The organism is Specibacter sp. BI4 (assembly GCF_056680095.1).
In genome coordinates, this window is sequence record NZ_CM155265.1 from 3,778,233 (window position 1) to 3,791,170 (window position 12,938).

General features: G+C 61.1%; 8 protein-coding genes. 2 read left to right on the forward strand and 6 right to left on the reverse strand.

The genetic code is table 11. From position 1 onward, the window contains the following. Positions 1-36 precede the first annotated feature (36 nt). The 3 genes from AC1L6K_RS17160 to AC1L6K_RS17170 all read right to left on the reverse strand — a co-directional run bounded on the left by AC1L6K_RS17160 (position 37) and on the right by AC1L6K_RS17170 (position 7,463). On the reverse strand, positions 37-1,617 hold the full coding sequence (locus tag AC1L6K_RS17160) for a sugar transferase (RefSeq protein ID WP_480950043.1): 1,581 nt from the start codon (positions 1,615-1,617) through the stop codon (positions 37-39). A gap of 531 nt (positions 1,618-2,148) precedes the next feature. Further along, on the reverse strand, positions 2,149-4,860 hold the full coding sequence (locus AC1L6K_RS17165) for a helix-turn-helix transcriptional regulator (RefSeq protein ID WP_480950044.1): 2,712 nt from the start codon (positions 4,858-4,860) through the stop codon (positions 2,149-2,151). Further along, on the reverse strand, positions 4,857-7,463 hold the full coding sequence (locus tag AC1L6K_RS17170) for a helix-turn-helix transcriptional regulator (RefSeq protein ID WP_480950045.1): 2,607 nt from the start codon (positions 7,461-7,463) through the stop codon (positions 4,857-4,859). Before AC1L6K_RS17170 ends, AC1L6K_RS17165 begins: the two co-directional genes overlap by 4 nt. Positions 7,464-8,001: 538 nt before the next feature. Between AC1L6K_RS17170 and AC1L6K_RS17175 the strand changes: the two genes are divergently transcribed. Continuing rightward, positions 8,002-8,148 carry a hypothetical protein gene (locus AC1L6K_RS17175; protein ID WP_480950046.1) on the forward strand — a complete coding sequence of 49 codons (147 nt, stop codon included), beginning with the start codon at positions 8,002-8,004 and terminating at the stop codon, positions 8,146-8,148. A 275-nt stretch (positions 8,149-8,423) separates the two neighbouring features. Here AC1L6K_RS17175 and AC1L6K_RS17180 read toward each other — a convergent pair whose 3' ends face one another. After that, a complete protein-coding gene (locus AC1L6K_RS17180; protein WP_480950047.1) occupies positions 8,424-8,774 on the reverse strand; it encodes a hypothetical protein in 351 nt (116 codons plus the stop codon). A 1-nt stretch (position 8,775) separates the two neighbouring features. Here AC1L6K_RS17180 and AC1L6K_RS17185 point away from each other — a divergent pair, with 1 nt between their 5' ends. Next, positions 8,776-9,711: a hypothetical protein gene (locus AC1L6K_RS17185; RefSeq protein WP_480950048.1), complete on the forward strand. Its 936-nt coding sequence runs from the start codon at positions 8,776-8,778 to the stop codon at positions 9,709-9,711. A 42-nt stretch (positions 9,712-9,753) separates the two neighbouring features. Here the strand turns inward: AC1L6K_RS17185 and AC1L6K_RS17190 are convergent, their stop codons facing one another. Both AC1L6K_RS17190 and AC1L6K_RS17195 read right to left on the reverse strand, forming a co-directional pair. Beyond that, complete coding sequence (locus AC1L6K_RS17190; protein WP_480950049.1) at positions 9,754-11,133, reverse strand: glycosyltransferase family 2 protein; 1,380 nt, start codon at positions 11,131-11,133, stop codon at positions 9,754-9,756. After that, positions 11,130-12,566, reverse strand: coding sequence for a polysaccharide deacetylase family protein (locus tag AC1L6K_RS17195; RefSeq protein WP_480950050.1), 1,437 nt, complete (start codon positions 12,564-12,566; stop codon positions 11,130-11,132). Before AC1L6K_RS17195 ends, AC1L6K_RS17190 begins: the two co-directional genes overlap by 4 nt. Positions 12,567-12,938 lie beyond the last annotated feature (372 nt).

Genomic DNA, 12,938 nt, shown 5'->3' on the forward strand with positions numbered 1-12,938 from the left:
TTTCAGTTGAGGCGTCCACAGCTGCGTGCGGTGGCCTTAATATGCGCCAGCTGGCGCGGTGACGGCTTTGAAAGTGCGCCACAGGATGACGATGTCCCCTGTGAGCGACCAGTTCTCCACGTAGTACAGGTCCAGGCGGACCGCCTCATCCCAGGCAAGGTCGGAGCGCCCCCCAACCTGCCACAGCCCCGTGATGCCCGGCTTGATGAGCAGCCTGCGGTGGGTGGGCCGTTGATACTGGGCCACTTCGGATGCAAGCGGAGGGCGGGGGCCCACCAAACTCATTTGACCTGTCAGCACATTCCAGAACTGCGGCAGTTCATCGAGGGAAAACTTCCGCATCCAATGCCCACAACGGGTGACCCGGGGGTCATTCGACATTTTGAACAACACTCCGGCTCCCTCATTGCCGTCTTTCAACGCCGCAAGCCTCGTCTCGGCGTCGACAACCATGGACCGGAATTTCACCATCTTGAACGCTTCCCCATTGCGGCCCACCCGTTCCTGAAAGAACAAGGCCGGCCCGGGGTTGTCCAGCCTGACAATGATTGTCAGCAACAGCAGCAGCGGTGACAGCACCACCAGGGCGACGGTCGCCAGGACAATGTCCATGGCCCTCTTGAATACATGCTTGCCGCCTGAGTACTGCGGCAGTTCCACGTGCATCAGCGGGAGGCCCTCCACGGGCCTGAAATGCACCCGGGGCCCGGCAACATTTGTCAGGCTTGAGGCCAGCACGAGCTCCGTTGACAGGTCCCCCAAGCGCCAACCAAGTTCCTGGATGGCCTTTGGCCCGCCTGGCAGGGCGCCGGCCACCACCACTGCTTCCGCACCGGTCTTGCTGACGACGTCGGAGATGTCGGCCATGGTGGAAAGTACGGGCACCTCGTACCACGGTGGCCGCAATTCCATCCCGGGCTGCAGGGTTGTCAACGCAGCTCCTGCCACTCGGTAGCCGGACGACAAATGGCTGCGCAAATGACCAATCACATATTCCACATCCTGCGGGTTGCCCAGGACAACCACATTGGACAGGGACTTTCCGGAGCTGCGCTGGCGCCCCAACCACCGGCGCCACGCACACCGGCTGCCGACCAGCAGCACAATCCCCAGGGGAACGGCCACGGCGAAGAAGCCGCGGGAAATTCCAATCTGGAACACCAACATAACCATTGCCATAATGCCAAAGGCCCGCAGCGTTGCGTGGGACACTCGGCGGTATTCAGTCACGCCGACCCCAAAGACGCGCTTCTCCCTTGACCGGCACCACGCCAAGTCCACATTCCACAGGACCACGACGGCAAGGCACAGCCACAGGTACCCGGCTTCGGAGACCGCCGTGGAGCCGTGTGCCCCTGCGGCACCGAATCGCCACAGGTACGCGACAGCAACCACCACGATCGTGACCACTGCATCAGCAAGCCGCAGCCTGTTGGCGTAACCAGCTGACCACGTCGCACGGCTGCCGTGGGTGGTGGCTGAAATATTTGCCGGGTGCGCATCCCATACGCTGTGCTTGGGTCCCATTCCCTTGAACGTGACGTACTTGTCCTTGGCGATGCGTGCCTGGTGGAACGATGGCTTGCGCAGGTGCGGAAGAATCTTCTGCTCCGTCATTGCGCGCACCGCGTCCGAGTTTCCGGCGACCCGGTTCCGCACTGCGTGCATCTGGAAAAGAAAGGAGCCGACGGCGGCTGGGGGAAAGCCTTGGTCTCAAGAGGCTTATCCGTCGCCGGCTCCGAATGTGGAGTCCAACCATTGCTGGCGGACAGTTTGTCTGCTCGCTGGGACCAGCTGAGCGGTGCAGGATATGCAGCGGGGCAGTGAACCTCCAGTGCAAAGGCCTTTCGGCCGTGGGGCATTGCTGTTGAAGCGTTGGAGACCATTGTGAGACCTTCCATGCTGGGACCATCCCAGGTCCTGCTGGGAATAGTTCCAGTCAACGGCAGCGGCAATGGCAATACACGAGTGCTCAACACTCGAACGTTGGCCAATGCAGATACTCTGTTTTGCGCGCAGTACTTGGTTATTCGTCCCAGACAGTAGGCATGCTCCGGAAATTACCTGCAAAATTCCATGGGGAATGCTACTCATGGCAAAGGGGAGCTGCCAGGCGGTTTAGTCAGCGATTCAGTTCGGGTGAAGCTTTTAGAGTGCTTCAGCCAGTTCTTCCCGGGTGGAAATGCCAAGCTTGCTGTAGGACCTGTACAGGTGGCCTTCAACCGTGCGCAACGCCAAGGTGAGCCTGTCGGCAATTTCTCTGTCGCTCATCCCGCTGGCGGCAAGCCGGGCCACTTCATGCTCGCGCCGGGTCAACAGCGCCGGTGTGTGATTGCTGCCGGTGCCCCCGTCCGGGCCAAGGTCGGACGCAATCTTGCGCAGGTCCTTGCGCACACTTGCGGCCTGCGCCCGGGACCCATTGCCGTCCAACAGGAGGGCGGATTTTGACAGTGCCAGCTTGGCGAAGCCGAACACGCCGGCGCGGGCCAGCAGCTCCCCAACACGGGCCAGTTCATGACCGTCATTGCGGCCGAGCGCATCAGCGTAGCTGGCAATGCTGTGGGCCCATGGACCTTCCACGCCCGCACCAACCTCGGCCACCCGCTGCAGAACACCCTGCTCGCCGAGCTCCATGGCCAGGACGAGGGCATTGAACTCAAGCATGGTCGAACCCGCGGCGCGTGCGGCGTCAGCCTGGGCAAGAAGCTCACCCAGCCCGCCGGCGTCGGGCGCCAGAACATGACGGGCGGCAGAAAGATAGGCACGCTCATGCGCCACCACCACGAACATTCCGGTGCTTTCCACATGTTCGCTGATGAGCCGCGCGGCCAGTACCGGCTGACCCACGCGTGCGGCCGCGTAGGCTGCCATCGCGGTGCAATATCCCAACAGCTGTTGCGGGTCACTGAGCTTCAGGGGGTCGAGCCCGGCCCGCAGAATTTTCAGTGCCTCGGAAGTCTGGCCTGTACGCATCAGCACCATGCCCTTGACAACATTGGCACCCCCGCCAAAGCTAAACACTATGGGGCCTGACTCAACGGAGTGTTGATCGAGAATATCCGAGGCTGCCGCCCAGTCCCCGGCACTGAGCAGCCCCGTCAATAGGCGCAGCAGGATGCTCTCGGGCAGGAAGAATACATCGTTTTCCTCGGAGTGCTCGATGGCAAACGCCTCTGCAGCCCGGCGCGCCCCCTGCTCAGGAAGTCCCTGCACAGTAAGCCGTTCCGAGTCCATCGTCAGGGCCATGGTCAGGTTAAGTTTGCCTGCGGCCGTGGGAAGCCCCTGCTGGGCGGAAAGCAGCGTGGTCAAGGCTGTCATCTCCGAGTACCTGCCTGCACGGGAAAGCGCCAGCAATTCAACCATCAAGGCGCCGCTCCCGGCGTACGCACGGATGTCGCCGGCACGATCCGGATCAGCATTGGCGAGTTGTTCGCCAGCGTCGCGCAGCTCCCGGGCATCAGCCAGAAGCGCGTCCACAGGCATGCCCAGGGCCGATCTGGTGGAGGCCCGCAACAAACTGCCGAACAGCATGTCAGCCACGTCTGCGGGGCGGTCCCGCAGCGATTCCATCAGCAGGAATGCCCCTTGGTAGTCGCCAAGGTTGTATTTGGCCCGGGCCTTGACCATGGTGGCACGGAGCTTGAAGCTCTCTCCCTGGATGTGGGCGGCCAGCTCCAGGGCTGTCGCCGACTGAAACATCTTGCTGGCAAGGATCGCGGCCCGCAGCATGATGTCGTCAGGGACCTCAATACCGGCTTCCATCGCCCAAAGCACCCTGCGCAGCAGCGATTCCTTGTTGGCCGGGACGGATTCGAGACCGCCAATCAGCTTTTCATGGAGCAGGCGGCTTTGGGCCACGGGCACCATGGCGCGGACAACCTGGCCATAGATGGGGTTGGCCAGCACCAGCAGTTCGGACGACGGCGGCCGGCGGCTTATCAGCGGCCAGTCCAGGAGTTCCTTGACCGCCGCGGCGGGGACCAGACGGAGGAGCGAGGTCTCGGCCACCGGTTCCGACAGGGCAACCAGGTTCAGCGCCGCCTGCCCGTCCGGGGACAGGCCCCTCAGCATGGCCCTGACGGCCTCGTCCAGGTCAGGGCTGTGCCCGTGCGGCTCGTAGTGGCCCACCCATGTTCCGCTGCGGTTGGACAGCAAGCCTTGTTCCACGGCATCGGTGACAAGCAGGTTCAGAAACAACGGATTTCCGGCCGCAGCGGACCAATAGTGCCAACTCGTTGCGGGCAGCACCGGGCCGTCAAGCATCGCCTCACAATAGGCGTGCCCCTGCTCCTGGTTGAGCGGCAGCAGCACGATATTTTCAGCCATCCCCGTTGCCCATAATTTGGGCAGCGGTGCGGGCAGCTTGTGCCGGCTGGAATGCGAAAGCACCACATTTGCAGTTCCGGCCATGACCAGGCTGACAACGAGCTCAGCTGTTCCTTCATCAATTGAATGGGCGTCATCGATCACTATCAACGGCAGGCTCCAGCTGTCAGGATCAGCCTCTTGGAGATCCTCCTTCAGCCTGTCGATTTCTGCCAGGATTGCTCGCAGCACTCCCAACTTGAAAGCCTCGCTGGGCGTGTCCAGGCCACCGAAATATCGGGCCAGCACTCCGAAGGGAATTTTTGCCAGCGATTGTGAACCGTGCACCGTCAGGACGGGCACATGGCCCTGGGCCGCCAGCACCAATTTGCGCAGAATTGTGGATGCGCCCAGGCCGCTTTCCGAGGTCAGGAAGACGGCCCGGCAGTCTTCTGCACGGATGGCCGAGGCAATGTCCGCCAGCTCCCCGGCCCGGCAAAATGGCCGCTTCAACACGTGGTTCCTGTCCGGCAATTCCCCGATGCGTCCAGTCACAGATCCACCTGGGCTTCCAGCTCCGCGCGCGAGGTGATCCCCATTTTCGCAAACACCTGGTACAGATGTCCTTCAACTGTACGCACGGACACCCCAATTTTGGCGGCAATGTCCCTGTTGCTCATGCCCCTGACGGCAAGTCTGACCACTTGCAATTCCCGCGATGTCAACGGCACCGTTGTGCTCTGGAACGCGGCGGCCTGAACTGGCGCCGAGGCGTTGAGTCTGCGCCTGGCTTCCCGCAACAAACGTGTTTCAGCCTTGCTTTCCGCCAGTTCCAACGCCTGCTCATTGGCGTGCCGTTCAACTGCAGGCAGGTCCAACGACAAGGCAAGATTTGCAGCATCCAATGCCAGCTGTGCGGAGGCTTCGCTGTGGGCCCGCGCCAACAACACGTTGATGCCTGCCAAGTCGCCCTGGCAGTTGACGGAGATCTCCCCCAAAAAACCATATTGTTCCTTGGCACCGGCGATGATCGCAGCCAACAGACCTGTCGCTGCGGGGGTTGCCCGACCTTGGTCATAGTCAATCCCAGCCTTGGCCACCATCCGGGCCGTAGCCCCGGGATCCCCCAGGGCGTGCTGCGCCAGCGACTGAAAGTAGTCGGCCAATGTCCTGTTGATCCAGACGCTGTGCGGGGAGGATGCAGTTGCCATGTCCAAATATTTCCTGGCTTGTTGTTGCTCGTCCAACTGCGCATAAACATATGCCAAGGCGGAATGGACAAGCACCAGGCTCTTGTAGGTGTCCCGGACCTCCAGCTGGGCTGCGGAAACATGCAACAATTCAGCGGCCTGCATGTGCCTGCCCGCAAACGCGTAAACCACGCCCAAGGCCATTTCCACGACCCCGCCCTTGTAGTGCAGGGCGGGGTTGGAGTACTCGATCGCCTGGTTGAGCGCTGCCTCGCAACGGCGCCACTGTCCGCTCCATGTCAGAGCCAGAATGCGGCCATAGAGATGCCAGCTGTTCATGCGCGAAACCAGGTTGTACCGCGTGCCTTCCTCATCGATTGCCTGTGAAAGCTCGACGGCGTCCAACTCGCGGCCCGTGGCTGCCAGGGCCACCGTGAGAAGGCTTGCGCAGTTAAGCTTGTATTCACGGTCACCGGGGTCCTTGCTGGCGACCTCGAGGGCGTCCACCACTTCGGTAAACTCACCACGATGGATCTGAACTTCAAAACGGGCAACGTTGAGGAACTTTTCGGCTTGCCCGCGCTCCGCTGCGGGCGCCTCCTTAATGCGCAGCTCAGCAGCGGCAAGAACCTCGTTGATCCGGGCATAGCCGTCCGGGACCCAAATGAGGGCAATAATCAGGTCCATGGCCCAGGACGCGTATTCCTTGCAGCCAAGGGTTGCCAGCAGGGCCGGCTCAATCTCTTCAAGCATCTCAGCGGCTCTGTCGTAGTTGGCCATCATGTAGTGGGCCCGGCTGCGCGACTGCACAGCCTGCACTGCCAGGGGGTGGTCGGCCGGGACATGTGCACTGCAGGCCAGCGCCTGCTGGGGGTCGAAATAGTGCAGGGCCGACTCTGCCGCAGCGAGCGCCACGTCAGGTTGCATGACCATGCCGGCCTCGCTGATCCATGCGGCAAAGGTCAATAGTTCCTGAATGTCCAACTTGGTCGCATCAAGTGAGAGCACATCTGTCAGCTCCTGGAAGTACGCGGCCTTTTGGGCAACTGAAAGTTGGTTTCGCACCGTCTCGCCAAAATAGGGTTCGGCAAAAGTCACCGTCTTCCTGCGATCCGGCCCAATCGCCAAAAACCCGCGCTCCTCCATCGCGGTGACCGCATCCGTGCCCAGAACACGCAGCGCCAACGACAAAGGGACGTTTTTAAACAGCGAAAACTTCTCAATGCTTCTGCGCACGGCATCCGTTTCCCGCGCCATGCGGGTCTCGACAAGTTCAAGCAAAATGTCGTCGGAAAACTTGTCCAGTGGTCCAAACGGAACCCAGATGCCATCGTTTGCCCGCAGCACGCCACTGCTGCGATATTCGTGGACCAGGGCCTGCAACACCAGCGGGTTTCCGGCGCTGGCCGTGTAGAGCGAGGCGACGACTGACTCTGCAACCGGTCCGTCCAGTGCCTTGACCAAGAGAGTGCGCACTTCCGCCCTGGAAAACGGTCCCAACCTTTGCTGCGCGAGAAGCCCGTCCTTGATCATCCAGGCCAGATCTTCCGGAAAATCCGCCGCGGTCCGGGCCACCACCAGCAGTTTGGCAGTTCCGCCCAGCACCAAATGCATCAAAACACCCATGCTCAAGTTGTCGATCCCGGGCAGTTCATCGAGCATCACGACTACGGGTTTGCCATGGGCGTCTTCGGTGATCTGCTCCACCAAACCGCCAAGAACAGCTGACGGGCTTTCTGTCTGGCGGGCATTCAGCCTGGCCACGTGCACCGAGAAAATTGAGTAGGGAACTTCTGTTGCTGTGTTTGAGCCAAAGAGCCTAACCACATGGGTTGTGGCACCGAGCCGCTGTGCGACATTGCGTGCGAGCGTACTTTTGCCGACACCACGGGGACCCAGGATGACTGTGCCGTACAGCTGCTGTCCGCCCAGGTGGCCCAGAACTGAGTCGACGTAGTCTTGGCGCACGAGTGATGACCAACGACGCCGATCGGCGGCCCCCATGGCCCGCCGCTGGGAACGCTGTCCCCCTTGTGACGATCGTTGAGATGCGGTTGCGCCCCACGCGTTTGTCATACTCGACCATCCTCCGGGCCACGATGCCCATGCACAATCCAGGTTCCAACTCAAATGGACATGGCCTAGGCCGATTCTAACAGCGATTGTGACACCGCTCTCAGCAAAGGCCCAGCAAATTCAGATATTCCCCTACTGCATCGTGGCCAATTGAAAACGTCGCCTTCTGGGCACCACCTGCTGCGTCGATCGGATGTCGCGGCAGCCGGGTTCAGGCCTGCCGCTGCCGGGGCCGAGTTTGGCTCCCACCCTCAGGGCGCTTGCTCCATGTCGGTGCAGTACGCACACACCGTCACCGCCCATCCCAGTAGTTTTATGCGACTGTGCGGGCAGAACGCAAGTAGCCGGCCGTGCAGCTGAGTAGGAGCCAAGTGTTCTCCAGTGCGGACCACGCTTGGCACCGCCGGCCCTGCGGAATAGCGTGATTTTTATGGAAACTAACCAGTTTAACTTTGAACGCGTATGGCACGGAAGCCGCAGGAGCCATCCGGTCGCATCCTGGCCGGCTTATCTGGTCGAGGCCATCTTTGCGGTCCTGGTCATAGCACTGATGGTTCTGGAACTGGTCATAGCCTAGCCCCAGGGTTTCGTTCGGCGCAGCCGGGGATTAGGTTCGGCGCAGCCGGGGATTAGGTACGGCGCAGCTGGAAGCAGCGTGCCGCCGCTGCCCAAAACGTGCCCACCAGCAGCCGCGCCCGGCCCCCTCCAACTCGGGTCGTGTAGAATAGCGGCAAGTGGTTTGGTGCTGCCCGCAAATTCTGGGGAGAAGTCCGAGCAGCAATTTTGTCCAACCGACACCAACCATGCCGTGTCTCGCAGGCACTGGCACCCTAACCGGTGCCTTTGCTTTTTTTATGGCTGAAACCCGTTCATTCGGACGCCATACACGACCATGTCCCCCACAGATTTGATATTTATTTCAATGAAGTATTTGAACCATTTTCTAATTCTCGGCCTGGTTCTGGCTATTGGCGGCGCCATTGCCATCACAGCCAGCACCACATCGGCCGCCGACGCAGTAACAAAATCATTTACCTGCCTGACGCAGCCAAACCAAGCTGATTGCTCGACCGCGTCACCACAGCCGGCACCCGCTTCGAAGGCCACTGCCACATCGAAGCCCAAAGCCACAGTTGCCCCCAAAAGCACGAACGCTGCAAAGCCGACACCCAGTTCGAAGGCCACACCAAAGCCTGCGGCCACGGTGGCCCCTGATCCGGAGCCCACCACAGCTCCTGCGCCAGTAGCTCCGGTTGCCGCAGCACCGGAAGCCAGCGCGGCTCCTGCACCGGCCGCACCTCCCGTTGCCGCAGCACCGGAACCCAGCGCGGCACCTGCTCCAGCCGCAGCTGCGGAACCCATCGCTGCATCCTCATCGACGTACCCCCTGCACACCAACGTGGTCAGCACCACCTTCTGGGTTGGTGAGATCTTCGACGCCTCCCTGGAAGATGGTTCCCAGGTCTGCTCCACATACGACGGTCAGTGGGCCCTGAGCCACACCGGCGTCAACATGGGCACCACGCCGAGCACGGCTGATGGTTGCGCCGGAAGCGTATATGGGGGCTGCGACGGCGTGAGCTCCGGCAGCGGCGCAAACTTCACCTGCGCCACCGAACGCCGCGATGCCTCGAATGGGTTCTTCCCGAAGTCCCAGCCCACGCCGCTGCAGAACCCGTTCTATCTGGACCTGCCGTACGACGATGTCAACGACAGCACAGCGTTCAAGGAACGTTGCCAGGTGATCCCGTGGGCGGCTGCGGACAACGCTGCCACCGGTGTTGACCATTGCGCTGACTCGAACTACAGCTACATGAAAAACCGTTGGGTGGAGATGACCGGCCCGAACGGCAGCACCTGCTACGGCCAGATTGAAGATGCCGGCCCGTCTTCCGGTTCCCTTTACCATGACGCCAACTACGTCTTCGGCAAGTCGGACGCCCGTCCGGCGAACACAGAGTTCTCCGGGGACGCGTCGCAGGGAGCCGGCATGGATGTCTCGCCTGCCCTCAACGGCTGCCTCGGCTTCGCGGACCTGGACGGAGACTCCGACCACGTGTCGTGGCGCTTTGTTGACAGCGAAGATGTTCCTGCCGGTCCCTGGCAGAACGTTGTCACCGCTTCCGGCGTGAAGTGGTAACCCAAGCAACAATCCCTGCCCCCATGGGTGTGTGAGTTTCACTCACACGCCCATGGGGGTTTTGCTTTGTGCCCGGCGTGTGGGGCTGACCCACACGCCACTTGATTTGGACGAGAATGCTGCCTTCAGGGCGCGCAGGCAAACGAACGCGTCCACGATTCTCAGGAGCGGGAAGAAGGGGGCCATCAGCAGGTACAGGGGTTTGCGAACCGAGACAACGGCCAGAAGGGTCAGCAACAGGTCCGGTATGAACACCCCGAGCAACAAATCCTGCGGACGCAAAATACCCGACAGGAATTCCACCGTCGGAGTTGTGTCGCCCAATGACACCATGAGTGCGGTGACCATGGACACCAGGAATGCCGGAATCAACAACACAAAGAAGACGCAGCTTAACACCAGTTCCAGTATGTAAAGGGCCATCACAACCCAAAAGAGGCTGAACCGTTTCTGGTGCCGACGCACGGTTTGCCAAAACCCCAGAATCCAGCGGTGAATTTGTTTGCTGTAGTCACCGAAGTTGTCTGGATCCTGCGTATAGGCGATGGCCGCCTGTGGATGAAAGGCGATCCTCCCAAGCCTTTTGGCATGAACTTCGAACGTCATGTTGAAGTCTTCAATGACCAGCCCGGTGGCCACGACGTCGATCTTCGCCAAGGCGCTGGTGCGGTACATGCTGGCAAAGCCGGGAACGATCGGCACCACATTGGCAAGGCGCGCTGCCTGACCATACTTCAGCATTAGCTGCACCACAACGTACAGCCGTTCGCGGTAATACACGAGGAACTGTCCCAACCAGGTCGGTGCGGGCGGGTCCATGATGGATTTGGCCCGGCCGGCCACGGCCGCCACATCCGGGTCGTCAAAGAGCGGCAGCCCCGTTTCGAGATAGTCGGCGGCTGGCTGCGTGTCGGCGTCGAGCAGCATGACCGCGTCAAAGCGGTCGCAGAGCTCAAAGTGCCGGATGCCGGCAGCAAGGGCGCCGGCCTTTCCCCGGTTTGGGTCGAGTTCGAGCACATTCACTCCCGCCGTGCGCGCAATGGCCGCGGTGGCGTCGGTGGACTTGTCGGAGATGATGTGGATGTTTCGCAGCGGGACAAGGAGGGAAACTGTACGAATGGTGTCGCTGATGACCAATTCCTCATTGTGGGCTGCGATCAAGACGGCCACCCCCGAAGGCTTGATCCGCACCGTCACGGCCCGGTGCAGCGGGCCGCGCCGGCTCGACATATCAAACTGCCTGTTCCGCGCCAACCCAATCAAGGCAAGCACGCGGGTCCTCGACAAAGGCGTCCGGGCCAGGACGCCGCCGGTCCAGTCGGCCACCTGTTCGAACTTGCTGACGGCTGCCCGCATCAGTCCGATGGTGGACCAGAAGATCGTGCTGATTCCCAGGACCAAAATAATGTAAAGGACTATCATGGGGCCGCTTTCTCCGCCGAGGTATCGAACATGGTGTATTCGTCAGTGACTATCGTGCCGTTGGAGAAGAGGTTGAAGCCGAAGCTGAGGGCCGTCGCGTCGGCAGGCACAGGCGGCGTGGTCCAGGTGTGTTGAACGGGCAGAGTCGGGCTGGCGGGGAACCACGGGCTGGCAGTCCAGTATTTCCAGATGCCCGTCTTGTCCCGGAGGTAAACCATGATTTGGGTGGTTCCGGTTGCGGTGAGCTGGGCTCCCAGCGCATAGGCGTGGCCAGGGACCACACTCGGCGAACATTCACCCAGGTCAAGGGTGGGCAGCACCTTGGCGTCACCTGATTCATAATCTGTGACCTGCAAAAGGGCTGAAGTGTCTCCGACCAGACCGGGGCGTGAGTTGTCGAACACTGCGGTGTTATTCCCATACGAGGAAGCCTGCCAGCACTGCGGCCGGTTCCAAGCCCCGGGCGTTTCGAGTCCCGGATTTTGCACTGCATTCTCGCCGGGAGCCGCTGGTTCCTTGACTGGTCCGGCAACGGCCGGTGCAGCCACCTTCCCGATAATTTCGTGCACTGTCCGCACCGAAACACCGTCGGCCTGCTGGGCGGACAACCAGGCACAGAAGGCGTCAAAAACCTCAGGGTCGATGGGCTTGGCATGGTCAATTTCGGCATTCTCGCCAAAGACAAACTGCAGCCAGCTTCCCTTGGATTCACTGGCAGTTACAGCTGCCTGCAGGTCTGCCAGCGACCACCGCCCGTCGATGCTCACCGTCGCCCGTGTCGCAAACGTGTTGGCGGGAACGACTTGTTCTGCCGGTGGACAATTCTCGCACCCAAGCCTTCCCGACAGTGTCCCCATGCTCCGGGCGCTGTTGTAGCCGCACTCCGCCGGGATTGGTTCCGTTGCGGCGTTGACGGCACCAAACGGAAAGGAAAAGGAGGTGGCTTTAAACCCCCAATCAGACAAGTTGACCCGGTCGTTGCACACCTGCCTCTTTGCCTCGTCAACGCTGATGCTGGTCAAATCCGCCAAGGTAAAGGTGTGCCCCCCGATTTCGTGGCCCGCGCTGGCCAACTCCAGGAGATTGTCGCGGCTCATGTAGCCTTCCTTGCCCACAAAACCGCTGTTGATAAAGTACGTCCCATGCAGGGAATACTTGTCCATCGTTCGTGCCAGCAACAGCTGGCCTGTCGTGCCAGTATCAAAGGTCAGGCTGACGTTGGAGATCCCCGGCGCCTTCAAAGACGGTTTCGTTAGGTCAGTGAGCGGGGTTGCCGACGGAGCGGGTCCCTGCGAGGCTGCCAAGGTGACAGCTGTTGCCGTACAGAGCACGACGGTGACAAGGAATGCAGCCCACCTTTTATCGACGCGCCTGAGGGTGCGTTGCCGCCCACCACTGCGAATTGCCTTGCCACCTTCACCGCTTGACTCCACGCTATCCCCCTGCATTATTGGTGTTGCTGCATGGCTTACTCCCGCCGGCCGCCTCGCCGACGTCGGCAACTCACGATCGAGACCTGTCCTTCACGCTGCGAATCGTGGCACTTCGCCGCCATTTCAGTCTAGGGAGGCCCCTCACACGTTTCACGAGTGCCGGCTACCTGTTTATGACGCTCGGCGGCAGGGCTGGGCGGGCGCAACTGGTGGGAATACCCGGCGGACCACTTGCATGCAGGTGTTTCATACTCGAAAACTGCTCTCATCGGGCACCGCACTGGTTGTGCCCTCCTACAGCTGGAACTTCGTACGGCTAGAATGCAGATGTGGTTCCCTTATCAGGACGAGAGGGGAGTTTTTTGTGCCGGG

Coding starts and splice junctions, on each gene's coding strand:
- AC1L6K_RS17160 (WP_480950043.1), bottom strand. CDS start 1,617: ATGACGGAGCAGAAGATTCTTCCGCACCTGCGCAAGCCATCGTTCCAC.
- AC1L6K_RS17175 (WP_480950046.1), top strand. CDS start 8,002: ATGGAAACTAACCAGTTTAACTTTGAACGCGTATGGCACGGAAGCCGC.
- AC1L6K_RS17190 (WP_480950049.1), bottom strand. CDS start 11,133: ATGATAGTCCTTTACATTATTTTGGTCCTGGGAATCAGCACGATCTTC.